Annotated in this window: 26 protein-coding genes; 4 read left to right on the top strand and 22 right to left on the bottom strand. The window is 29.6% G+C overall.

Features of this window, described 5'->3' with window-relative positions; genetic code table 11:
* Positions 1-135: 135 nt before the first annotated feature.
* The 7 genes from BN899_RS15035 to BN899_RS15065 all read right to left on the bottom strand — a co-directional run bounded on the left by BN899_RS15035 (position 136) and on the right by BN899_RS15065 (position 6,618).
* Positions 136-1,497, bottom strand: coding sequence for a short-chain fatty acid transporter (locus BN899_RS15035; RefSeq protein ID WP_042277108.1), 1,362 nt, complete (start codon positions 1,495-1,497; stop codon positions 136-138).
* A 70-nt stretch (positions 1,498-1,567) separates the two neighbouring features.
* Entirely contained in the window at positions 1,568-2,242 is a 675-nt protein-coding gene (locus BN899_RS15040; protein ID WP_042277110.1) for a 3-oxoacid CoA-transferase subunit B, read from the bottom strand.
* Positions 2,242-2,901 (bottom strand): CoA transferase subunit A, encoded by a 660-nt coding sequence (locus BN899_RS15045; protein WP_042277112.1) that lies wholly within the window; start codon positions 2,899-2,901, stop codon positions 2,242-2,244. Before BN899_RS15045 ends, BN899_RS15040 begins: the two co-directional genes overlap by 1 nt.
* Positions 2,902-2,921: 20 nt before the next feature.
* Complete coding sequence (locus BN899_RS15050) at positions 2,922-4,127, bottom strand: acetyl-CoA C-acetyltransferase (RefSeq protein WP_042277114.1); 1,206 nt, start codon at positions 4,125-4,127, stop codon at positions 2,922-2,924.
* A gap of 151 nt (positions 4,128-4,278) precedes the next feature.
* The gene (locus tag BN899_RS15055) at positions 4,279-5,169 is read right to left on the bottom strand and encodes a LysR family transcriptional regulator (protein WP_052356876.1); all 891 of its coding nucleotides are present in this window, start codon (positions 5,167-5,169) and stop codon (positions 4,279-4,281) included.
* Positions 5,170-5,257: 88 nt separating this feature from the next.
* Positions 5,258-6,106: a DUF3298 and DUF4163 domain-containing protein gene (locus BN899_RS15060; RefSeq protein ID WP_052356877.1), complete on the bottom strand. Its 849-nt coding sequence runs from the start codon at positions 6,104-6,106 to the stop codon at positions 5,258-5,260.
* Between the two features lie 14 nt (positions 6,107-6,120).
* Complete coding sequence (locus BN899_RS15065; RefSeq protein WP_042277116.1) at positions 6,121-6,618, bottom strand: sigma-70 family RNA polymerase sigma factor; 498 nt, start codon at positions 6,616-6,618, stop codon at positions 6,121-6,123.
* A gap of 551 nt (positions 6,619-7,169) precedes the next feature.
* Here BN899_RS15065 and BN899_RS15070 point away from each other — a divergent pair.
* From BN899_RS15070 to BN899_RS15080, 3 genes are read left to right on the top strand one after another with little or no spacing between them, the layout of a single operon-like run.
* Positions 7,170-8,018 (top strand): DUF3100 domain-containing protein, encoded by an 849-nt coding sequence (locus BN899_RS15070; protein WP_042277118.1) that lies wholly within the window; start codon positions 7,170-7,172, stop codon positions 8,016-8,018.
* Between the two features lie 21 nt (positions 8,019-8,039).
* Positions 8,040-8,510, top strand: a complete 471-nt coding sequence (locus BN899_RS15075) for a hypothetical protein (RefSeq protein ID WP_042277120.1) — start codon at positions 8,040-8,042, stop codon at positions 8,508-8,510.
* A 26-nt stretch (positions 8,511-8,536) separates the two neighbouring features.
* On the top strand, positions 8,537-9,850 hold the full coding sequence (locus BN899_RS15080; RefSeq protein ID WP_042277122.1) for a M20 family metallopeptidase: 1,314 nt from the start codon (positions 8,537-8,539) through the stop codon (positions 9,848-9,850).
* 53 nt (positions 9,851-9,903) lie between these two features.
* Here BN899_RS15080 and BN899_RS15085 read toward each other — a convergent pair whose 3' ends face one another.
* The 12 genes from BN899_RS15085 to BN899_RS15135 form a co-directional block, all read right to left on the bottom strand.
* A complete protein-coding gene (locus tag BN899_RS15085; protein ID WP_042277124.1) occupies positions 9,904-11,190 on the bottom strand; it encodes a transcriptional regulator in 1,287 nt (428 codons plus the stop codon).
* Between the two features lie 79 nt (positions 11,191-11,269).
* The gene (locus BN899_RS15090; RefSeq protein WP_042277125.1) at positions 11,270-12,757 is read right to left on the bottom strand and encodes a TrkH family potassium uptake protein; all 1,488 of its coding nucleotides are present in this window, start codon (positions 12,755-12,757) and stop codon (positions 11,270-11,272) included.
* Positions 12,754-13,425, bottom strand: coding sequence for a potassium channel family protein (locus BN899_RS15095; RefSeq protein ID WP_042277129.1), 672 nt, complete (start codon positions 13,423-13,425; stop codon positions 12,754-12,756). The genes BN899_RS15090 and BN899_RS15095 overlap by 4 nt, the downstream gene beginning before the upstream one ends.
* The gene (locus BN899_RS15100; RefSeq protein ID WP_042277131.1) at positions 13,425-13,901 is read right to left on the bottom strand and encodes a potassium channel family protein; all 477 of its coding nucleotides are present in this window, start codon (positions 13,899-13,901) and stop codon (positions 13,425-13,427) included. The genes BN899_RS15095 and BN899_RS15100 overlap by 1 nt, the downstream gene beginning before the upstream one ends.
* Before the next feature lie 143 nt (positions 13,902-14,044).
* Complete coding sequence (locus tag BN899_RS15105; protein ID WP_042277134.1) at positions 14,045-14,746, bottom strand: response regulator; 702 nt, start codon at positions 14,744-14,746, stop codon at positions 14,045-14,047.
* A complete protein-coding gene (locus BN899_RS15110) occupies positions 14,747-16,336 on the bottom strand; it encodes a DUF4118 domain-containing protein (RefSeq protein WP_042277136.1) in 1,590 nt (529 codons plus the stop codon).
* Positions 16,337-16,452: 116 nt separating this feature from the next.
* On the bottom strand, positions 16,453-16,842 hold the full coding sequence (locus BN899_RS15115; RefSeq protein WP_052356878.1) for a tetratricopeptide repeat protein: 390 nt from the start codon (positions 16,840-16,842) through the stop codon (positions 16,453-16,455).
* A gap of 108 nt (positions 16,843-16,950) precedes the next feature.
* Positions 16,951-17,673: an FAD-dependent oxidoreductase gene (locus tag BN899_RS20215; RefSeq protein WP_278245002.1), complete on the bottom strand. Its 723-nt coding sequence runs from the start codon at positions 17,671-17,673 to the stop codon at positions 16,951-16,953.
* Positions 17,618-18,181, bottom strand: coding sequence for an NAD(P)/FAD-dependent oxidoreductase (locus BN899_RS15120; RefSeq protein ID WP_278245003.1), 564 nt, complete (start codon positions 18,179-18,181; stop codon positions 17,618-17,620). Before BN899_RS15120 ends, BN899_RS20215 begins: the two co-directional genes overlap by 56 nt.
* Positions 18,182-18,244: 63 nt before the next feature.
* Complete coding sequence (locus tag BN899_RS15125) at positions 18,245-18,793, bottom strand: YeeE/YedE thiosulfate transporter family protein (protein ID WP_173399946.1); 549 nt, start codon at positions 18,791-18,793, stop codon at positions 18,245-18,247.
* A gap of 24 nt (positions 18,794-18,817) precedes the next feature.
* Positions 18,818-19,045 (bottom strand): sulfurtransferase TusA family protein, encoded by a 228-nt coding sequence (locus BN899_RS15130; protein WP_042277138.1) that lies wholly within the window; start codon positions 19,043-19,045, stop codon positions 18,818-18,820.
* Between the two features lie 28 nt (positions 19,046-19,073).
* Positions 19,074-19,766: a YeeE/YedE thiosulfate transporter family protein gene (locus BN899_RS15135; protein WP_081712290.1), complete on the bottom strand. Its 693-nt coding sequence runs from the start codon at positions 19,764-19,766 to the stop codon at positions 19,074-19,076.
* 237 nt (positions 19,767-20,003) lie between these two features.
* On the opposite strand from BN899_RS15135, the gene BN899_RS15140 reads away from it, so the two are divergent.
* A complete protein-coding gene (locus BN899_RS15140; protein WP_042277140.1) occupies positions 20,004-20,903 on the top strand; it encodes a LysR family transcriptional regulator in 900 nt (299 codons plus the stop codon).
* Here BN899_RS15140 and BN899_RS15145 read toward each other — a convergent pair.
* The 3 genes from BN899_RS15145 to BN899_RS15155 form a co-directional block, all read right to left on the bottom strand.
* On the bottom strand, positions 20,900-21,121 hold the full coding sequence (locus tag BN899_RS15145; RefSeq protein ID WP_042277142.1) for a sulfurtransferase TusA family protein: 222 nt from the start codon (positions 21,119-21,121) through the stop codon (positions 20,900-20,902). The two genes, BN899_RS15140 and BN899_RS15145, sit on opposite strands and share 4 nt — an antisense overlap.
* 131 nt (positions 21,122-21,252) lie before the next feature.
* Positions 21,253-22,608 carry a 23S rRNA (uracil(1939)-C(5))-methyltransferase RlmD gene (gene rlmD / locus BN899_RS15150; RefSeq protein ID WP_042277144.1) on the bottom strand — a complete coding sequence of 452 codons (1,356 nt, stop codon included), beginning with the start codon at positions 22,606-22,608 and terminating at the stop codon, positions 21,253-21,255.
* 28 nt (positions 22,609-22,636) lie between these two features.
* Complete coding sequence (locus tag BN899_RS15155; RefSeq protein ID WP_042277146.1) at positions 22,637-23,359, bottom strand: pseudouridine synthase; 723 nt, start codon at positions 23,357-23,359, stop codon at positions 22,637-22,639.
* Positions 23,360-23,373 lie beyond the last annotated feature (14 nt).

Genomic DNA, 23,373 nt, shown 5'->3' on the forward strand with positions numbered 1-23,373 from the left:
GCATCATTCCTTTATTCCTTTATAAATTTATTATTATTTTTATAAAATCAAAATAAATAATAAAAATATACCTTAACTTATAGATTTTCCTATAAACTAAGGTATAAATATTAATAATAGTATATATATTATTTACTACATCCCTATAAACATCAATCCCATTGAAATTATTACACCTGAATATAATAAATCTATTAAGCAAAATCCCATAATATCTTTTGCACCAAGACCTGCAATTCCTAGAGCTGGCAATGCCCAAAATGGTTGTATCATATTTGTCCATGCATCTCCCCAAGCTATAGCCATGGCAGTTTTAGCAGGATCTACTCCAAGTGCTGCTCCAGCTGGCATCATTATAGGTGCCTGAACTGCCCATTGACCACCGCCTGATGGTATAAAGAAGTTTACTATACCAGCACTTAAAAACGATAACATTGGGAATGTAAATGTTGTTGAAATTTGAACAAAGAAGTTAGATATTAATATAGCTAAAGAAATACCTTCAGCGTTTACACCTGTCATCATTCCTATTATACCTGCATAAAATGGAAATTGTAACATAATTGGGCCTGCTCCTTTAGCTGCTCCACTCAATGCATGTAAAAATCTTTTTGGAGTCTTATGAAGTGCTATACCTGAAAATAAAAATATAAAGTTTACTATATCTAAATTTAAGCTAAATCCATTATTGATAAAGAAATATATTATATATGCAAACCCCATTATTGACATTATTATAGTAACTATTTTACTATTCTCTAATTTATCCGCTGGCGTCATTTCATGTCTTTCCATTTCTATAAACTCATTATCATCTTTTAATAACTCTTTATCTATAACTATTACTTTTTCTTTTGTTGGATGCATTGCTTTATTTAAAAGAGGTAGTGTTATAACTAATACACCTACTATAGTCATATTAGATAAAGAGAATATAGTTTTACTTGTAGAAATACCTTCAGATCCTATAATTCCTGCGGTAGCAGATACAACTGATTCTCCACCTGACGCTACTGTTAAAGGTATCGATCCTGAAAGGCCTGCATGCCATAATAGAAAGCCTGAATAAGCTGATGCTATAAGTAATCTGTAGTCTACTCCATCTACTTCTTTAGCTAATTCTTTAGCAAATATTGCTCCTATAACTAGCCCAAATCCCCAGTTTATTAAACATGCTACTGATGATATAAAAGTTACCATTAATATAGCTTGAGTTGGAGACTTCGGTATTCTGGCTAATGACTTAAGTGCTTTTTTAAATGTCGGAGCACTTGCAAGGGTATGACCTAGTACAAGTACTAATGCCATTTGCATTGCAAAAGCTAACAAGCTCCAAAATCCACTAGTCCAATGTAAAACCATATCCATAGGCCCTTGACCAGTAAATATAATTCCTGAAATAAATATTGCAAAAGTTATTATAATACAAAATAAAAATGGATCTGGTAAATAATTTTGGACAATACCAACACAACAATTTGTAAATTTTTTGAACATACTATTTTCCCCCTTTTTATTATGTCTTTAGCTAATAGCCTAAGCTATAAAACTTAGGCTATTAGTATTACTATATAAAACTTAATTGCTCTTCCATTGCTTTTAGGTTATCACTTATTATTAATTCAGCTTCTGTAGCATTTTTTATATCTTCTATTGTAAACTCTTTATTAATTTCTGTTAAAACCAATCCATCACTTGTTACTTCCATAACTCCCATTTCTGTTACTATTAAATCTACTTGGCCTTTAGCTGTTAATGGTAGCTTGCACTCTTTTAGAATCTTAGCCTTTCCTTTAGCCGTATGTTCCATTGCAACTATTACCTTTCTTGCTCCTACTACTAGATCCATCGCTCCACCCATACCCGGAACTAACTTCCCTGGTATCATCCAGTTTGCAAGGTTACCTTTTTCATCAACTTGTAGCGCTCCTAGTATTGTTATATCAACGTGTCCTCCTCTTATAATTGAGAATGATGTAGAGCTATCAAAGAATGCTCCTCCTTCATTTATAGTTACAGGTGCACCTCCTGCATTTACTATATATTTATTCTCTTTATCTTTATCTGGAGTAGGACCTATTCCTATAAATCCATTTTCTGATTGTAATGTTATATCTATATCCTTTGGTAAATAATTTGGTACAAGTGTTGGTAGACCTATCCCTAAATTAACTACATCTCCATCTTTTAATTCTTTAGCTACCCTCTTTGCTATAAACCCTTTTATCTGACTTCTATCCATTACTTCACCCCCCCATTAATTATGTAATCCACAAATATATGCGGCGTCATTACATGCTCTGGATTCATATCTCCAATTTCTACAATTTCATCAGCTTCAACTATTACTGTATCTGCTGCAGTCGCCATTACTTGTGCAAAGTTTCTTCCTGAGCCACTATAATATGCATTTCCTTTTTTATCTACCTTACTAGCTCCTATTATGGCTAAGTCAGCCTTTAAAGGTTTTTCTAGTAAAAATTCATTTCCATCTATATTAATAATATCCTTACCTTCTGCTACCAATGTTCCTATGCCTGTTGGTGTTAAAACTCCACCAAGTCCTGCCCCTGCACTTCTTATTCTTTCAGCCATAGTGCCTTGTGGTATAAGTTCAAATTCAGTTTCTTTATCATTTAATTGTCTTATAGCCTCTTGATTTAGACCTATGTGAGTAGCTTTTATTTTACTAAATTGCTTGTTAACAACCATCTTACCTACTCCATAATCTATAAATCCTGTATCATTACATATTAAAGTTAAATCTTTTACCCCTAATTTAACTAGCTCATCTATTATTTTATGAGGACTTCCACACCCCATAAATCCACTTACCATAACTGTCATAGAATCTTTAACTAAATCTGATAAATTGCTTAAGTGCATAACCTTATTTCTCATAATTTATCCCCCATTCTTAATTAAATTGATTTAACTATCACACAAGTACCCATTCCTCCACCTATACAAAGTGAAGCTAATCCATGTTCTAAATTTCTCTTTTTCATTTCATGTATAAGAGTTGTAATTATTCTTGCTCCTGATGCACCTAATGGATGACCTAATGCTATAGCTCCACCATTCACATTAGTTCTTTCTTCAAACCAGCTGTTATCCACCCCATGATTTTCTTTAAGTTCCTCTATAACCCCCAAAGATTGAACTGCAAATGCTTCATTTAACTCAACTAAATCTATATCTTCAATTTTCATATCTGCTCTTGTTAAAGCTTCTTTTATTGCTGGCACTGGACCTAATCCCATAACTGCTGGGTCAACTCCACCTTGACCAACAGAAATTAATTCTGCTATCGGAGTTAATCCATACTCTTTAACTGCTTTTTCAGAAGCTAAAATTACTATACTTGCTCCGTCATTTATTCCTGATGCGTTACCAGCTGTAACTGTTCCATTGCTTTTAAACGCTGGTCTTAATTTAGATAAAGCTTCTAATGATGTACTTCTATTTGGGTATTCATCTGTATCAACAATAGTAGATCCTTTTCTTGTTTTAACTTCTATTGGAACTATTTCTGACTTAAATTTTCCTTCATCTAAAGCTTTGATAGCCTTTTCCTGAGACTTAATAGCAAATAAGTCTTGTCTTTCTCTAGATATGTTATGCTTTTCAGCTATATTTTCAGCCGTTATACCCATATGATAATTATTAAATGCATCCGTAAGTCCATCATTTATTAAACTATCTCTAAGTTGCATTCCCCCCATTTTATTTCCTAATCTAGCATCTGCCCCTGTTATATATGGCGCTTGGGACATAACTTCAACTCCGCCTGCCACTATTAAATCTGCCATATTAGCCTTTATTTGAGAATATGCTGACATTACTGATTTCATTCCACTTCCACAAATTATATTAACTGTATAAGCCGGTACTTCATTAGGAACATTCGCAAATATTGCTGCTTGTCTTGCTATCCCTTGACCTTGACCTGCTGATAATACATTTCCTAATATTACCTCATCTATATCACTTGGATTTATTTTACTTTCTTCTATAACTGATCTCATAACTTGGCCTGCTAATTCTGCTGCTGATACTTTAGATAAGCTTCCTAAAAATTTCCCAATTGGACTTCTTTTAGCATTTACAATATATATTTTAGACATTAATACTTCCCCCTAAAGATTTTATTTTAAATTTATGTATATCTGTTCTTTAAGATTAGTATAGTTCTAATACTACCCTTTGTGAAATTCTGTAATTTGCTATATTTATAACTTAAAGTTATAAATAAAAAAAGACTGATTTTTATAAAAATCAGCCTTTTTTATCAAGTTTTTGTTCTACATATTTAATAAAAGTTTTTACACTTTTTGAAATATATTTATCTTTTTTAACTATAAATCCTATATCCCAACTTATATCAGGTTTTTTTATCTTTATAGTTTTTATATCTTTAGTCTTAAATCTCTCTACTATAGGCTTTGGCATTATAGTTATACCTTGGTTGAGTGCCACAAGTTCTATTATAAAGTCCCACTGAGATGTTTGTATTATTATATCAGGAGAAAATCCTGCTGATTCACAAGCATCTATTATTTTATCATACATCATAAAATGTTCATTAAATGTTATAAATTTTTCATTTTTTAGTTCTACTATATTTATTGACCTTCTATTTGATAACTTATGTTTTTTGCTTACAACTAGCATAACTTCTCCATCTGTTACCGGAGTAGTTATTAAATTCTCTGATTCTATTGGAAGTATTACCGCTCCTAATTCTATAGTTTCATCTTCAATTTTATCTTTTATATTATTAGATCCTTCTTCCAATATTTTGACCTCTATATCTGGATATTCTTCTTTAAATGCAGCAACTATGGATGTAAAATATACACTCCCTATAACGGGTGGAAGTCCTAGTGTTAAGTGTTTTTTAGATGCTATTAAACTATCTTCTAGTTTATATATTTCTAAATTTATAATATCTAATGCCTTTTTTGCATTTTCATAAAATATTTCTCCTTCATCTGTTAGTCTGAAGCTTTTAGTGCTTCTTTCTATTAACTTTGTGTTAGTTTCATATTCTAGAATTTTTATGGCCTTACTAAGTGCTGGTTGTGAAATATGTAAATTATTAGCAGCCCTTGTAAAGTTTCTTTCTTTAGCTACTTCTATAAAATACGTTATATCCTTTATATTCATGTCCATCATCCTTTTAGTTATATATATCTATATTATAGTTTAATAGCATTTAAAAATCCCCACTAAATAATTTAGTGGGGACTATATTTTATTTATTTTGTAAGCTAGCTACAATTTCATTTGGTATTACAAACTCTTGCATTCCCATATATCCTGGAGCTACTTCATATTTATCAAAACAAATTACTAATTCATTATTTTTATTTATATAGAATTTTTGATCTTTAGTTATTGAATTAAAGTTTTCTGCCATTTCATCTTCTATCCAATAAACTTTATCTTTATCTTGTTTCATTCTATCTTTCATTTGGTCTTTAATATTTTCACTTATTACATTTACATAATCTGATCCGCTAAACATACCTTCTAAAGTTAATACTGTTTCATTTTCTTTATCTACAGTATAGTATTTACCTTCAGTATTAGATGATCCTTGAGCATGGTGAGTATATAATGCTAAAGATAATATCTTATCATTGTCTGTCTTAACATCATACCAAGAATCGACCATTTCCCTTCCTTCTATTCCATCTTTTTTAAGTTCTTCTATTTCTTTTAGGTAGTCTTTATATAAAGTTTTTCCTTCTTTTTCAAATTCTTTATTTAATTTATATTCTAGATCTTTATTTTTTAAGCCTTCAATTTTAGGTGATTTTATAGATACTTCAAATCCATTATCCTCTATTTTATAATTAGCTAAATTTACAACTTTAACTAAGCTTCCTATTACAGGTACCTTCTCTAATGTGTTAGCAAATGATGGACTTAGGTTTATAGATACTACCATGATGCCAACTGATGCTGCTGCATATACCCATTTAAAACTATTTTTTACTTTCTTGCCTAATGATTCATTTACTATATCTTCTAATCTGTCAGGAATTTCAATATTATTATATTCATTTTTTAATTGCTCTATTTTTTTATTTTCTATCATATTTTCTATCCTTTCTATTGTGTAATTTCTATTTTTAATTTTCTTAGTGCTGAATATAGTCTGGTTTTTACAGTATTTACATTCTCGTCTAATATGTCTGCTATTTCTTGTATCTTCATATCCTCAAAATATCTTAGTATAATTATAGTTTTATAATCATCATGTAATAAATCTAAGGCTCTATGCAAATCTATATCTTTATATGTGTCATTATAAGTATGTCTATTGCTTATATCCTCTTCATCTAATGCTAGATATTTTTTATTCTTTCTTATATAGTCAATAGCACTGTTTGTTAGTATTCTATAAAACCATGGCTTAATATAATTTATGTCTTTAAGTTCATTTATTTTAGATAGCCCTTTACATATAGCATCTTGAACAACATCTAATGAATCATTTTCATTTTTTGTGTAGCTATAGGCCATTCTATAAAACGAATCTTTATTTTCTACTATATAGTCTTTAAATGCTTTTTCTTTATTCTTTTTACTTGAGCTCAGTAACTTCATCTTAAACTATCACTACCCTTCCTAACTTTAAAGTTACATATATATAGACGTTTTTAATATCTCTAAAAGTTTTAGTAAAGATTTATATTTTATAATTTACGTTTATAGTTGTATTAGTTTTTTATTTGTATGTATAAATACTTGTGCTGTATGCTAAGTCTTGTCTTATTTTGCAGAAAATTATATTAGGTTTTTGTACCATAATCAAAATTTATTAATTCATTACAATTAGTTATTATACCTATAGAATTTATATCTATAACACTTGTTATGTGTCATATAAGTTATACTATAAGCTTCGACATATATACCCATATTTTTAAAATTAAAACACATTTTTTCATTTTCTTGTTGACAAAAATATACATATAATTTATTCTCTAATTAAGGACATATTAATGACATGTCAAATATTTAAAAATACTCTACTTTAATTATTAATATTTTTCATGTTTATATTTTTTTCAATTTTAAGTAAACGTTTCTTAGAACCACAAAGGAAAACCTATTCATAATTATGTCAAATACAATTTTATATTTTGGGAGGAAATATGGAGAACAATAAAAATCTTATCAAATTAATGATTACAGCTTTCATTATAGTTGTAGTTTGTGAGTTCATCGGTGAATATACAGTTAATATAGGCCCTGTAGCTTTAGTCTTATTCCCGATGTTATATGCAGTTATAGTAGGAATTATAATTACACCAGATTTATTAGGTAAAAAAATAAAAGCTTTAAAAGAAATGATTGGTGAAAAAGAAATCAATATTGCTGGTGATGTTGTCGGTATAGCATTAGTTCTATTAGGTATAAAGTATGGATCTACTGTTGGTCCTAACTTAGCAAAAATAATAGAAGCAGGACCTGCATTCTTAGCTCAAGAATTCGGACATATATTAGCTCCATTAGTAGCACTACCTTTAGCTTTATGGTTTGGATTTAAAAGAGAAGCTGTTGGAGCTTGTTCTAGTATAAGCCGTGAGACTTCTTTAGGTGTTATATCTGAAAAATATGGTATAAATTCACCAGAAGGTAGTGGAGTTTTAGGTACTTACTTAATGGGTACGGTTATCGGTACTATATACTTCTCTATATTAGGTTCAGTTTCAATATATACAGGACTTCATCCATATGCATTAGGTATGGCAACTGGAGTTGGTAGTGGTAGTATGATGACTGCTGCATCAGCTGCACTTACAAAAGTACCAGAAATAGCAGCAGACCCTGCAATGGTTGATACTATACTTTCTTATGGTGCTACAAGTAACATGATGTCTAGTTTAACAGGACTAATATTCTTAGTATTTATAACTTTACCATTAACTAACAAGTTATATGCTATATTAGAGCCAAAACTTGGTAGAAAAAGTAAAAATAATAATAATAAAATAGCATAATTGAAGAGAGGTGCATTTAAAATGTTTAGTAATATAAATTTAAAAAGAACTGGATACCAATTTGTAGTTATGTTAATAGTTGGAGCTATGATACTTATAGGACAATTTATAAGTAAAGGTACTTCTATAACAACAGCTCTTCCTGGTATGTTAATAATGATATTTGCAGCTATGATAGCTATGATGTTAAAAGATTTATTCCCTAAGTCAATATTCCCTGCTTTTGGATTTGCAACAATAATAGGTTTACTACTTAGTATACCAGGTAACCCTATCTCTGATGTATTTAATGCTCAAGTAGCTAACATAAACTTTATGGCTATAACTACTCCACTATTAGCTTTCGCTGGTATATCTGTTGGTAATAAAATAGAAGAGTTAAAGTCTATGTCTTGGAAAATAGTAGTTATATCATTAGTAGTTTTCACAACTATATTCTTCGCTTGTGCGTCTATAGGACATATTGTATTAAAGATACAAGGTGTTATATAAATTTAAATTAAACTTGGAGGGTTATTATGAATAAGCAACAATTAAAAGATTTAGTCATAAAAACAATAGATGATAATAGAGATAAAATAATAGAAGTAGGTCGTGGCATATACGAAACTCCAGAATACGGATACAAGGAGTATAAAACAACTGAAGCTGTAGCTAACTTCTTACATGAAGAATTAGGCCTTGAAGTTGAAAAAAATATAGCTGTTACAGGATGTAAGGCTGTTGTAAATAATGATAAAAAAGGACCTCATGTATCTGTATTAGGTGAATTAGATGGCATATCTTGTAAAGAACATAAAGATGCTAACGATATAGGTGCTTCTCATACTTGTGGCCACAATATACAAATAGCTGGTATGTTAGGTGCTGCTTTAGGTCTAGTTAAAAGTGGAGTTTTAGATTCATTAGATGGTAAAGTATCTTTCATGGCTACTCCAGCTGAGGAATTTATAGAATTAGAATATAGACAACAATTAAAAAATAATGGGGAAATAACTTATTTTGGTGGAAAGCAAGAGCTTGTAAAAAGAGGTTATTTTGATGATATAGATATGTCTATGATGTTCCATTCATTAGATATGGGTGAAAATAAAGCATTAGTTGGCCCTGAAAGTAATGGATTTATAGGAAAGAAAGTACAATTTGTAGGTAAAGAAGCTCATGCTGGTTCTGCTCCATATGATGGAGTTAATGCTTTAAATGCAGCAATGTTAGCTATAAATAATGTAAATGCATTAAGAGAAACTTTCAAAGAATCTGAGAGAGTTAGATTCCATCCAATCTTAACTAAAGCTGGCGATATAGTAAACGTTGTTCCTGCTGATGTTCAAATGGAATCTTATGTTAGAGCTAGAACTATAGATGGAATGATAGATGCTAGTGAAAGAATAAATAAAGCATTAATAGCTGGTGGTATGGCTGTAGGTGCTGATGTTATATTAACTGAAATACCAGGATATTTACCAATATTACGTTATAGAAGTATGGATAACTTATTTAGTGATAACTTAGTTGAATTAGGTATAGATAGTGAAAAAATAGTTGACGGTGGAGACTTCACAGGTTCATTTGACTTTGGTGATATATCTCACTTAATGCCAACTCTTCATCCTATGATAGGTGGTGTTAAGGGCGCTCTTCATACTAGAGATTTTGAAATAGTTGATGAAGATTTAGCGTATATAGTGCCTGCTAAGTCAATGGCTATGACAGTTGTAGATTTATTATTTGATGGAGCTAAAGAAGCTAATGATATATTATCTGATTTTACTCCAGTAATGACTAAAGAAGAGTACTTAGGATTCTTAGCTAAATATGATAGAACTATATAATTAAATATAATAATGAAAAAAGGAACTTCTAATTAGAAGTTCCTTTTTTGTATCTAAAACAATACCTCTATAAGATTTTTGGGTCTTCCTCCACCTTTACTACTCTCTTTTGCATATATTCTACCTAAGTCCGCTGCTACAATTTTATTTAATATACGTCTAGAACTTCTCTCACTTATATCTAAATAATCTGCCAGTTCTTTTGTATCATAAACTTTACTTTGTCTAATTTCATTTATTGCCATTAATTTAGCTACAGATTCACAACTTAATCCGGTCTTGGTGGATATATCCATCACTTTTTCATTAGATGCCACTAAGGAATAATTTAACTCATTATCAAGACCTAGTGGTCCTTTTATAAAGTCATTTTCATCAACTGAGTATATATAAAATTCATCTGAATCTTTACAACGTTTTAGAGCTTTATACCCGTTAGCTTCTGCTTGATAAGCAGTAACTCCTATTCCTATTCCTACACCTAAAGAAAACCCTATATTCTTTATATCTTTTTGCAATTTAAATAGCTTATTATAATTATTTAGATTATCTACTGCTCCTTTATGAGCGAAAACTATATACTCATCTCTACCAAAATTAAATAAAGACCCTTGAATACTTCTAACATATTCAACTATAAATTTATCCATTTCAGATTTTTTAATCATATTTGAATAATAGTTTTCATTATTACTTTTATAGTCAACTATACTTAATACTTCTACCGCTATCTGCGAATATTGAGCTTTATTTAACTCAAATTCACTCTTAATTTTTTCATAACATACTTTTATAAGAGGTCTTGTTACGTGTAGTCTATATACAGGATAGCCTTTCTTTTTTAGCTCGTTATACACACCAGCAAAGCCTGTTAACATTACACTAATCTTATTTTGTTCATACAAACCTATATGCCATTTTGCATATTCCATTTCATCTATTTCATTAGAAAATGGTAATGAAAATATTTCTTTATGGTTAATATCTACTTCTTGTAAAATGTCTTCTAAAATTTCATTTTCAACAACATCTATACTAAATCTATCTAACTTCATATTATCTTCTTTTACTTCCCAAAATGCCTTTAGTATACTAGTTCCACCTCTTGATACAAATCCATTTGGTTTTTTGACTTCATGTTTAGATTTTACAGCTTCAGAAACCCCACACCCTGTAAATATAATTACATCGCATTCTTTCTCACAAATAGATATCTTTTCTAATGTATTTGCTACTCTCTCACTTATATATGATTTAATTTCTATTTCTTTGTCTATTTGGCGTAAATATTCACATATTTTTTGACTGGAGTCTGATGGTCCAATAATACCTACTATCATTAATTTATCACCTTAATCTTTTATATATTTATAATCAATATATATCATAATTTTCTCTAATTGTAAAATTTATATATATTTAATTAATTTTACTTGTTATAAACCTTTCATTTTTAAAGTTTTTAAATATTTTAATAGTAGCTATAAATATAACCCATATTTCAAGCCTTCCAAACATCATTCCAATTATCTCTGTCCATAAAATAATGGGTGGTGCTGTTGCTGATGTAATACCTATAGATAACCCTGCTGTGCCTAAAGAAGATGCAAATTCAAATAAGGAATCCTGTAATGGATATCCATGTATAAGCATTATAGAAGCTCCTATAATAAATATAATCATATATATAAATGCATAATTCGATGCGTCTATAATATCATACTCTTCTATATACACTTTACCTTCTGGCTTAAACATAACGTCTTCGTTTACTAAATAATCAGACATAAATTTTTTTCTTAAGTTCCAAATAAGCCTTTTTATCATTAAATATACTCTATATAACTTAATTCCTCCTGCTGTTGATCCAGCTCCACCGCCTATAATCATTAATATAGTCATTATAAAAATAGCAAATGAATCCCAATTACCATACCCTACTGTTGAAAATCCAGTTGTTGAAAGAGCTGATATTATCTCAAAAAATGCTATACGTAGTCCTTTACCAAAGCTACCATATAATCCATTTAATGAAGTGAATGCTACTAATGGTATAGATACTCCGATTAATACTAACATAAATCTTATTTCACTTATTTTAAAAAACCTTTTAAATTTACCGCTTATTAATAGCAGATGTGCTGCAAAATTAGTTGTCCCAAGTATCATCAATATTATAGTTACTAATTCTATAGGAAAACTATTATATGCACCTATACTATCTGCTTTTACTCCAAATCCCCCAGTTGATAATGCTGCTATTGAATGATTTATAGCATCAAATAATGGCATGCCTAATATACAGTATAAAATTATACCTGATACAACATATCCTAAGTAGATAGACATTATCATTCTTGACGATTTAAGAAGATTGGGTAACAATTTATCTGAATGTCCTTCAGAATTATAAAGTCTCATACCAAATGTAGATGATAATGCTGATACCATTACTAAAACAATTCCTACACCTCCAAAGAAATTCATTGTACTTCTGTGTATTAAGAATATCTTTTGGTATACCTCTACATCTATAACAGATAAACCAGTTGTAGTCCATCCACTTACTGCTTCAAAATAAGCCTGAGTAAAGTTTAATTCTCCTGATATCATAAAAGGCAGAGCTGAAAATAATGTGGCTAAAATCCAGGTGGACACAACTATAACCGCATCTTCCCCTACAGATAATTTTTCATTTTCTTCAAATGATGAGGCTCTACTTAATATAAATCCTGTTATTATGGCCATAGCTGATGGAATCATAAATGATAAAGCATGTCTGGCTTCATCATGATAAGCAATTAATGTTAATAATGGAATCAATAGTATTATTCCTATTATCATTAATAGAACTCCTATATAAGCGACTATAACGTTATCTATAAGAAATAATTTCTTTTTTTTCATTGTTTACCCACGCCTCCAATTACATCACTAATAATATTTTTTTGTGCGTTAGGTGATGATAATACAATCAGTTTGTCATCTAAAAATATTTTAGTATTCCCCTTTGGAATTATACTATTTGACCCTCTTATAATACATCCAATTATTGCTTCTTTTGAAAACCCTATATCTTTTATTAATTTTCCACAAACATTATAATTTTCTTTAATGACGATTTCCATTATGCTAACTTTTCCATCTTCAATGGGTATGAATCTGTGTATTTCATCTACTGTTGCCATTTGTTCTATCATATCTGCAACAATATATGTTGAACTTATAGCCGCATCTATGCCTAGAGATTTGAAAACCTCAACATTTTTAGGGTTAGTTACTGTAGCAAAAACTTTTTTTATTCTATAAACATTCTTAGCTAACTGGCATATTGCCAAATTATCAGAATCTTTTTGAGTTAATGCTATCACTATATCAACTGTATATATATTTGCCTCTTCTAACATATATGGTTTAGTTCCATCTCCACATATTACTAATGCATCATATTTTCTAGATAGCTTCTTACAATATTCATAGTCTGTATTTATAATAGCCACTTTATGCTTTTTAGATATTAATGATTTTAAAATAAATTCTGATGTGTTACGCCCACCAACTATCAATATATTCATTAAGCTTCCTCCATTCTCATACCATGAATTCTAAATTTTGATATACCTGGATTTTTATACTTAGGTGGTTCATAAACTAACTTTTCAAATTCATCTATAGTTAATTTTGTTGGATAAATTATTTTTATGTCAGATCCATTGTATATAACTTCTTTTTCTATATCATATAACCTAGATACAACCTTATCTACATTAAATATTGTCTTAGCAACTTGAGCAATCATAATATTTGTATTATCATCGTCTGTTGCAGCTACAACAGTCTTTGCCTTCTCTATTCCAGCTTCCATCAAAACATCTATATCAGTTGCATCACCTTGTAATTTAAAACCACTATAGTTTTGTGATAATTTTCTAAAACAAGCTTTATCTATATCAATAATAACAACATCTTCACCTTTTGCTGATAATATAGAAGCTATACTAGCTCCAAATCTACTGCATCCTGCTATAATAATATAATTATTTTTTTTCATTTTATTTGCTCCTTAAAGTTAAATTAGTTATACAACTATTCTAGCAAATTCTATACAAAGATCTTGTTAAGATAATTAGTATTGTATAAAGATTGTGTTAAGATAGAATAATAAAAAAGAAAGCTTAGATTTTAAGCTTTCTTTTATTCATCTACTAATCTGTAACCAACTCCAATTTCTGTTATTATATACTCTGGCTGAGCTGGGTCTTTTTCAATTTTCCTTCTTATACTTGCCATAAATACTCTCAAAGACTTGGTTTCACTTTCGCAATACCCACCCCAAACTTTATTTATTATAAACTTATGCGTTAAAACTTTTCCTGGATATTTTGACATTAACTCTAGTAACTTATACTCTATTGGTGTTAAGTGTATAATTTCTCCAAGCACAGATACTCTACGTTTATCAAAATCTATTTTTAAGTCTCTAAGTTCGAAACTCGATACTGGATTACCTTGAGTATTATTATTTTTATTAAAGTTTCTAAGACCCACCCTTATTCGTGCTAAAAGTTCAGATACACTAAATGGTTTAGTTAAATAATCATCAGCTCCACTATCTAAGGCTTCTACTTTATCCCTTTCTCTTTCTCTTGCTGACACAACTATTATCTTTGCCTTAGTTCTATCTCTTATTTTTTCTATTATCTCGACACCATCCATATCTGGTAAACCTAAATCTAATATTATTATCTCTGGGTTCATAGAAAATACTAAAGATACCGCTGTGTTTCCAGAGCTAGTTTCTATACATTTATATCCTTGAGCCTCAAGTGATACCTTAATAAATTTACAAATTGGCTTATCATCTTCTACAATTAAAATTAATGGCTTTATATCCATTTACATCACTCCTTTTGAAGGTATACTAAATCTAAATGTCGCTCCTTTTGAAGAATTATTAAAAACTTCAATCTTCCCTCCATGCGCTTCAATAATTGACTTACATATAGCAAGCCCTAGTCCTATACCTCTTTTTTCAGTATTCTTTGACTTGGTTTTTGTATAAAATCTCTCAAATATATAATTCATATCCTCTGATGGTATACCATTACCATCATCTGATACTTCAAAAATTATATTTTCTATACCTTTTACAACCTTTACCAGTATATTTGATTCTTCTGGTGTATATCTTATAGCATTTTGAATTAAATTAACAATAACTTGTTCAATTAGTATCCCGTCAACATATATTAAAATCATGTCCTCAGGTAACTCTGCCTTTATATTATGATTACCTGAAAATTTCTTTATTCTTGCTATGGATTCTGCTACAATCTCTTCAACTACCTCTATTTCCTTTTTTATACTAAGAGTTCCCTCATCTATTTTAGTCATACTTAAAATATTTTCAAATGAATGAGTAAGCCAAATAGTATCCTCATAAATATTTTTTAGTAATTCTTTTTTGATATCATTATCTAGTACTTCATCATTTTCAATAATTGTTGATGCTGATCCAAGAATACTTGTAAGTGGTGTTCTTAAGTCATGAGATATAGATCTTAAAAGATTACCTCTTAATCTTTCTCTTTCTGCTTCTAAATTTACTAATTTATTTTTTTCAAATAAATTTTCTCTCTCAATTGCTAGTGCAACTTGTGTAGAAATTGATTCTAATAAGATTTTCTCATTTTCTTTAATAACCTCTTCTTCAAGTGATGCTATACCTATAACCCCTAAAATTGAAATTTGACCTTTTATAGGATAATAATAAGAACTACTTTCTTCATATATACCTGTTCCTATACCTGTGGGCTTTCCACTTTCAAATGCCTTATAAATTGCTTTTTTAACTAAGTCTAATTTAAATATATTTTCACTTCCATCATTATTTGCTATATGTATATTAGGCTCTTTTAAATTGTTATTTGAATCTACAACGGTTATCATAATATTTCTTTTAAGCATTTCAACTAAACTTTCCCCACAAAAATCTAGTACTTGATTTCTATTCCTCGCTTTAAGTAATTTTTTATTATTTTTATACAGTAACTTTATTCTATTTTCACGAATCAGAGATATCCTAGCCTCTTTTTTCGCTTTAGATGTGAGAGTACTAGTTATAACTGCCGTAATAAGCATTATAATAAATGTTACAGGATGGTCAGCTCTATATGCTAAAAATGTATAATATGGTTCTGTAAAAAAGAAATTAAATGATAAAACCCCTATAACTGATGCAAATATGCCATAAAAATATCCATCCGTACTACTAGCTGAAAATAGCACTCCTAATATATAAACTAATATAATACTTACTTCATTAAGCCCTACTTCTCTAAATATAAAAGATATAATTATCGATGATATCATTATTAGTGTCATTTTTATTAAGTTATATATAATTGTATTTTTATTATGTATTTCTATATCTTGACTATAGTTATAATTGTCTAAATTATCTTCATCATAATCAGTTATACTCATAGTTTCTCCCCTATCTGCTATTAATAATATTTCATACCATTATATGGTTATCTAATATTAAGTTTCAATATATTATAGTTTAAAATATTATTTAATATAATAAAAAGACTATAAATTTATAGTCTTTTTAATCTACCAATATTTTTTTCATCATATACTATTTCGTAGTAATATTTTTCAGGAATTAATGATTCATATCCATATTTTATATTTTCAATATTAAATTTATATGAAAATGAGCTTATTCTCTCTAAATTTATACTCGAAGCTTTAAATGTGGGATCTAATGAGTAAGATGCTCTATAATGTTTTCTAGCTAAATCTAATTCTCCTCTTATTTCATAAATAATTCCTAATAAATTATGTGGCTTTGGTGAAGAATCATCTTGCAGCATAGCTTCATGTATATACTCTATAGCTTCATTTAAATTACCTATTTTTATATTGTTAATTGCTTTTTTTATACATTTTTCAAAACTATCTATTGTTAAGTAGTTATCTATCATAGCCTACACTCCTATTTATTTAAATATTGATTTATAATTATACTTTATCAAAATTTAAATAAATATAGTATTAAGATAATTATTTACAGATAAAGATTCTATAAAGATTTATAATTTATTTATTAATTTTTCAATTGTCTCAGTTTTTATACCTTCAGTTAGTAACCCTACAACTTTATTTTCATTTATAAATATTACTGCTGGAAATTTTCTTGCTCCTAAACGCTCTGCGATCCCTTGAGATTTATAAATATCTACTTTTGTAACACCTATACTTTCACCATACTTTTCTTCAAAACTTTCTATTATTGGTAAAAGTTCACGGCATACCGGATCTACTGCATTCCATAAATATACAAGGGATGGTTTTCCACCATTTAATATTTGATTTTCATAAATTTCCATATCTGCAATATATTTCTCTGCCCCATATCCTGCAACAGCTCCATCTCCTACTGCTGTTGAAACTTGTTTTAAGAATTTATCACGTACATCACCTGCTGCAAATACACCTGATACATTTGTTTCCATTTTTTCATTTGTAACAAGGTAACCTGCTGGATTTATATCTAGTATACCTTTGAAGAATTCTGTGTTAGGTATGTATCCTATAAAAAGAAAACAAGAATCTACATCTACTGGTATTAATTCATTTGTTTTTGTATTTTTAAGAACTACCCTTGAAAGATGACCTTCCCCTTCAAAACTTTCTACTAACGTATTCCACATAAAAGACATTTTAGGATTATTAAGCGCTTCAGCTTTTGCAATTTCATTACAATCCATCTTTCCTGGATCGTGCATTACAGATACAATAACTTTTTTTTGCAAACTTAGTTAAAAATATTCCTTCCTCTATTGCTGCATCACCGCTACCTATTACCATAACTGTTTTGTCTGTATTAGCTGCTGCGTCACATGTTGCACAAAAAGATATTCCTTTATCATATAAATAATCTTCTTCATTTTTGGCACCTGTTAGGCGTGGCTTTCCTCCACTTGCTACAATAACTACCTTTGCTTCATAGTTTACTCTAAAAGTTTCAACAACTTTTTTATCTTTTTCTAATGTTACTCCTTTTACATCCGTTAACTTAAATTTCACACCAAATTTCTTAGCTTGTTTATGGAATAAGTCCATTAATTCAAGCCCTGTTGTACCATCAGGAAATCCAGGATAGTTTTCAATCTCATTTGTATATGTAGCAAGCCCTCCTATCAATGATTTCTCTATAAGAAGTGTTTTTAATCTAGCACGGCCACAATAAATAGCTGCTGTAAGTCCTGCAGCTCCTCCCCCTATTATTACTACATCAAACTGTTCTACCTTTTTTTCCATAATATATACTCCTCCTTTATAAAAAATTTGCAGGGTTACTATTTTCATAGCCCCTGCTTTTATCTACATAAAATATCTTGCTAATAGTTTACTTCCTATAAATGCTCCTCCAAGTAAAAACAGTCCAAAAATCCATCCTGAAAGTGAAAGAGAAGCGATTGAAGTAAATAATGCACCAATGTTACATCCACCTGCAAGTCTTGCTCCATATCCCATTAGAAGTCCACCAAGTATAGCCGCTATGACCTGTTTAAAAGATTTAATCTTTTTAAACTTAAATTGAGATGCGAAAAGTACTGCAACAAAAGCACCTACTATAATACCAAGATTTCTAATAGAGCCTCCGTCATTCATAAACCCTGCACTTAGTGTTTTCTGTGCTCCTTCTGAAGCAAAATAGGACCAGCTACCTGCATCTCCACCTAAAGCATTATATATCCATGCTCCCCAATTGGCAAAAGTACTTGTAACTCCCCATCCACTATCAAAGATAGATAAATGCGCAATTTGAAATATACTAAGTAATACCGCACCAGCCACATATGTAAGAGGCTCTTTTAGTAATGTTTTATATATTTTATTTTTTCCTAGTTTTATCCAAAATTCTTTCAACCTTCTCACCTACCTTATTGAGAATTATTTTGTTTTTTCAATAACTATTTCCCACTCGCCATCGTCTACTTCTTCAATTTCTACATTATGACCTTGTTTTCTCGCCCATTCTGGTACATTTTTCATTGCACAGCTATGATCTATTGCCACTACAAGAACATCTCCTACATTTAATTCTCCCATTTTTTTCTCTGTTTTCATTAATGGTACTGGACAAGCTTCTCCTAAACAATCAAGATTATATTCTACCATCTTAAATTCCCCCTTATATTTTATTATTTTATTCTCCTGTTCCCATTTTCTTTTCTTGCCACTTAACAGCAGCAATATAAAGTAAAACAAGTATAATTGCCTGAACCACAAGTGCTCCTAACCATCCAAACACATCTGGTAAAAATATCTTTGGTGCCTTTTCATTAAATGTAGGGCTCCAAAATCCCATATCATGAGCTCCCCATAAAGATCCAATTACAAAAAATATTAATGATAGCATTTGCATTGAAAAACCTTCTCCAACTCTCATTAATGTTCCAGATGCACATCCTCCTGCAATAACCATCCCAATACCAAAAAGAATTGCTCCTACTATAAGTGGAACTCCAATAGGTGATACTGCACTCATTCCTGGGATGTCATTTCCTTTCATTAATGCGCTATATTTAATAGCCGTGAATCCTATTGTTGTTAAAGCGAATGCAACAATAATTGCCCTTGTCACAGATGTACTTCCTGTAATACAAGGATCTCTAAATGCTGCTGTAAAGCAAAATCTAGATCTCTGTAGTATATAGCCAAAACTAATACCAAAAATCCAATAAATTACAAGCTTTGTGTTATAAGTACTTAAGTAAATTCCAAATGCTACTATTATAGCTGTAACAATAAGAGCAATAGGAATTTGACTCTTTTTAGCTTTACGTGGTGCACGTGATTTACGTATAGGTTTAATTTCTGCTTCATTTACACTAGACATTTTGCTACCCCCTTTGCAAAAATCATTTTTTAACTTCTTTTATATTTAAATCTAGACTATTATAAAAATAAGCCAAGAAAATATAAACCTCAAACTATAATTAATTCCTCTTTATATAAATTATTATATCACCGATTGTTATTTTTTTATCATTCGTATAATTAATGCTACATTAGTAAAATCTTATAGCAAATTTTATATCTTATGATAAAATCAAATAAAGGGGGGAGTTATGAAATGAATTTTAACTATCTCAGTCAATTTGTTGATGTAGTCAAACTAGGTAGCATATCTAAAGCAGCTGAAAAAAATCACATATCTCAATCAGCTCTTAGCCAACAGATTAAACTTATGGAACAATTTCTTGACTCAACATTACTTGAACGAAGTAATAAAGGTGTATCTTTAACACCTCAAGGTAATATAGTTTATAAGCAATCTCTTCAAATAATTACACTATATAATAAAATGCTTCAAGATATTGAAAAAATGCAGAATCAAGACAAAGTACTTGAAATTTTTTCAACTGCTTCTATATGTGATTATGCTCTACCTTGTACACTTTATCACATTAAGAAAAAGTATCCCCAAATTACCATCAAACTATCTAATATGTCTAGTCAACTTATTGAGGAACACATCGCATGTGGCCATGGTACCATTGGATTTATATCTGGTAAACCTAAAAACAAATCTCTTATAAGTAAAAAAATTTTTTCTGATAGGATTTGTCTGGTAGCAGGAAGTGATATGAATGTTCCTGCTAATTTAAGTAAAGAAAGGCTTTATGATTATCCTATCATTATGTTAGATGCATCTAAATATATAAGACACCAACTTGATCAATACCTAAAAAAAATAGATATTGATATATCAAAACTTAAAATTTTATATTCTCTAGATTCTATAGAATCTATTAAGTCTTCGTCTATAAGAGGTTTTGGTCTTGGTTTTTTACCTTATATGACCATAAAAAAAGAGCTATATAATAAACAGCTCAAAATTATTGAGATAGACGATTTTAAATTAGATAATAATTTTTATACTATTACTAAACCTTTAGACGATTCCTATGATAAAGAACTATATAAATTAATCAACTACATAGAAAAAACCATTTCTAAGACCATTTGCTAAATGGTCTTAGATACTTTTACTTCCCAAACACCATTTATTACTTCTTCATAGTTGTATGTAAATTTATTATTTTTACAAAAATCTTTAATTGAAGTTAATGTACAACTATGGTCTGTGATGATTATAATTGTTTCTCCTTTTTCAATTTTCTTAATGTGATTTTGTAAATGAATAATTGGAACAGGGCAAATTTCGCCTAAGCAATCAATTTTTTTCATAACTCTATCCCTACCTTTTCTAATCTTATAAATAAACTATATCATACCTAAGAGATCAATATAATTTAAAATACTAGAAATAAAAATAGAGTAGAAAGAATTTTAATCCTAACTACTCTATTATAAAAATATTATTTCTTCTTTAATTTTACTACAGTTTCAACATGAGGAGTGTTAGGGAACATATCCATACACTTAACTTTTTCTATTTCATATCCGTAATTTTTAAATTCAACTAAATCAAGAACTAAAGTCTTAGGGTTACAAGATATATAAATTAACTCTTTAGCTCCAAATCCAGATATATCTCTTATAGCATCTTTGTGAACACCTGGTCTTGGTGGGTCAACTATTATTAAATCTGGCTTAACCTTAAAGTTTTTAACAGTTTTAGCAACATCACCTGCAACAAATTCACAATTAGTAAGTCCATTTAACTTTGCATTTTCATTAGCAGCAACTACTGCTTCTTCTATTATTTCTATTCCATAAACTTTTTTAGCAGCACCTGCCATAACTTGTCCTATTGTTCCAGTTCCACTATATAAGTCAAATACAACCTTATCAGCATGGTCTCCTATAAATTCTCTAGCCATAGTATAAAGCTTCTGGGCACCTTTTGTGTTAGTTTGGAAGAATGAGAATGGAGATATTTTAAATTTAAGACCTAAAACTTCTTCTTGTATATAATCTCTACCATGTAATACTTTAAGTTCATCACATTGAACTGCATCAGCTAATCCATCATTTATAGTGTGTAATATACTTACTAACTCAGCATCTAATGAAAGTCCTAATAATAAATCTTTATACTCTGTCATATCAAAATCTATTTGAGAAGAAGTAACTATGTTTACCATTAATTCTTTAGTGTTAACGCCTTTTCTTACAACAAGATTTCTTAAGAATCCTTTATGATTTACCGTTCTATAATAAGGAAGCTCTTTTTCATTAAAGTACTGTACTGTTTTACTTAGTACTTCTATAAAATCATTATCTACTAATAGACATCCATCAACTGTCATTATATCTATATGTCTTCCTTTTTTATGAAGGCCTAATGTAAGAGGACCATCTTTCACCTCATCTCCGAAAGTATACTCCATCTTATTTCTATATAATTTATCCTCAGGACTTCCTTCTATACCTTCGAATTTAAATCCAAATAAATCTTGATTTAAGAATAAATCCATTACTTGCTTTTCTTTTATCTCTAACTGCTTTTCATAAGGAACAGATAATATAGAACATCCTCCACACTCTCCAAAATGCTTACATGTTTTAGCTGTTTCTATCGGTGAATTTTCTAGTAATTCTAGCATTTTAACATCTGCTTTACCACTTCTAGTTCTCTTAACAGCTGCTCTTACCTTTTGGCCAGTTATTCCACCTTTCATGTGAATGTCTCTATTACCGTATAGACTTACAGACGTTCCTCCGAACTCCATTTTGTCTACTTCAAACTCTATAATATCTTTTTTCTTCACTAATGTTACCTCCGATTAAGTCTATTATCTATCTTTCTTCCATTAATTTTATTTCTTCTTCAGTTAATTCTCTATATTCTCCTAAAGCTAAACTTTCATCTAACTTTAATTTGCCCATAGACAGTCTTTTTAAGTATACTACTTTTTTACCTACACTCTCAAACATTCTTTTTACTTGGTGGAATTTACCTTCATGTATAGTAAGTTCTATTTCTGATATTTCTTCACTTTTTAATATCTTTAATTGCGATGGCATAGTTTCATACCCATCGTCTAAAGTAACTCCTTTTTCAAATGCTATTATATCTTCTTCAGTTACTACACCATCAATTTTTGCATAATAAGTTTTTGGTACATGTTTTTTAGGTGATAATACTCTGTGTGAAAGTTGACCATCATTTGTTAATATTAATAATCCTTCCGTATCTTTATCAAGTCTTCCTACTGGAAATGGTTCAAATACAAGATATGATGGATCTATTAAGTCTAAGACTATAGGATCTCTCTTATCAAAAGTTGCTGATATATATCCGTCTGGTTTATTTAACATTATATAAACAAATTCTCTGTAACTTACAGCTTCTCCATCAAATAAAATTTCATCACTTTCAGGATCAACTTGAAGACCTGGGTTATTTGCTACTTTCCCGTTTACAGTTATTTTTCCGTATTTACAGTATTTTTTTATTTCCGCTCTACTTCCGCATCCTATATTTGAAAGTACTTTATCTAAACGTAATTTTTTAGCCATATTTAAATTTGACT

Source organism: Faecalimicrobium dakarense (assembly GCF_000499525.1).
In the GTDB taxonomy this organism is placed as follows: Bacteria; Bacillota; Clostridia; order Peptostreptococcales; family Peptostreptococcaceae; genus Faecalimicrobium; species Faecalimicrobium dakarense.

What these genes read in the sequence shown, in the direction of transcription:
- BN899_RS15035 (WP_042277108.1), bottom strand. Translation starts at nt 1,497, where the DNA reads ATGTTCAAAAAATTTACAAATTGTTGTGTTGGTATTGTCCAAAATTAT.
- BN899_RS15040 (WP_042277110.1), bottom strand. Translation starts at nt 2,242, where the DNA reads ATGGATAGAAGTCAGATAAAAGGGTTTATAGCAAAGAGGGTAGCTAAA.
- BN899_RS15045 (WP_042277112.1), bottom strand. Translation starts at nt 2,901, where the DNA reads ATGAGAAATAAGGTTATGCACTTAAGCAATTTATCAGATTTAGTTAAA.
- BN899_RS15050 (WP_042277114.1), bottom strand. Translation starts at nt 4,127, where the DNA reads ATGTCTAAAATATATATTGTAAATGCTAAAAGAAGTCCAATTGGGAAA.
- BN899_RS15055 (WP_052356876.1), bottom strand. Translation starts at nt 5,169, where the DNA reads ATGAATATAAAGGATATAACGTATTTTATAGAAGTAGCTAAAGAAAGA.
- BN899_RS15060 (WP_052356877.1), bottom strand. Translation starts at nt 6,106, where the DNA reads ATGATAGAAAATAAAAAAATAGAGCAATTAAAAAATGAATATAATAAT.
- BN899_RS15065 (WP_042277116.1), bottom strand. Translation starts at nt 6,618, where the DNA reads ATGAAGTTACTGAGCTCAAGTAAAAAGAATAAAGAAAAAGCATTTAAA.
- BN899_RS15070 (WP_042277118.1), top strand. Translation starts at nt 7,170, where the DNA reads ATGGAGAACAATAAAAATCTTATCAAATTAATGATTACAGCTTTCATT.
- BN899_RS15075 (WP_042277120.1), top strand. Translation starts at nt 8,040, where the DNA reads ATGTTTAGTAATATAAATTTAAAAAGAACTGGATACCAATTTGTAGTT.
- BN899_RS15080 (WP_042277122.1), top strand. Translation starts at nt 8,537, where the DNA reads ATGAATAAGCAACAATTAAAAGATTTAGTCATAAAAACAATAGATGAT.
- BN899_RS15085 (WP_042277124.1), bottom strand. Translation starts at nt 11,190, where the DNA reads ATGATAGTAGGTATTATTGGACCATCAGACTCCAGTCAAAAAATATGT.
- BN899_RS15090 (WP_042277125.1), bottom strand. Translation starts at nt 12,757, where the DNA reads ATGAAAAAAAAGAAATTATTTCTTATAGATAACGTTATAGTCGCTTAT.
- BN899_RS15095 (WP_042277129.1), bottom strand. Translation starts at nt 13,425, where the DNA reads ATGAATATATTGATAGTTGGTGGGCGTAACACATCAGAATTTATTTTA.
- BN899_RS15100 (WP_042277131.1), bottom strand. Translation starts at nt 13,901, where the DNA reads ATGAAAAAAAATAATTATATTATTATAGCAGGATGCAGTAGATTTGGA.
- BN899_RS15105 (WP_042277134.1), bottom strand. Translation starts at nt 14,746, where the DNA reads ATGGATATAAAGCCATTAATTTTAATTGTAGAAGATGATAAGCCAATT.
- BN899_RS15110 (WP_042277136.1), bottom strand. Translation starts at nt 16,336, where the DNA reads ATGAGTATAACTGATTATGATGAAGATAATTTAGACAATTATAACTAT.
- BN899_RS15115 (WP_052356878.1), bottom strand. Translation starts at nt 16,842, where the DNA reads ATGATAGATAACTACTTAACAATAGATAGTTTTGAAAAATGTATAAAA.
- BN899_RS15120 (WP_278245003.1), bottom strand. Translation starts at nt 18,181, where the DNA reads ATGGAAAAAAAGGTAGAACAGTTTGATGTAGTAATAATAGGGGGAGGA.
- BN899_RS15130 (WP_042277138.1), bottom strand. Translation starts at nt 19,045, where the DNA reads ATGGTAGAATATAATCTTGATTGTTTAGGAGAAGCTTGTCCAGTACCA.
- BN899_RS15135 (WP_081712290.1), bottom strand. Translation starts at nt 19,766, where the DNA reads ATGTCTAGTGTAAATGAAGCAGAAATTAAACCTATACGTAAATCACGT.
- BN899_RS15140 (WP_042277140.1), top strand. Translation starts at nt 20,004, where the DNA reads ATGAATTTTAACTATCTCAGTCAATTTGTTGATGTAGTCAAACTAGGT.
- BN899_RS15145 (WP_042277142.1), bottom strand. Translation starts at nt 21,121, where the DNA reads ATGAAAAAAATTGATTGCTTAGGCGAAATTTGCCCTGTTCCAATTATT.
- BN899_RS15155 (WP_042277146.1), bottom strand. Translation starts at nt 23,359, where the DNA reads ATGGCTAAAAAATTACGTTTAGATAAAGTACTTTCAAATATAGGATGC.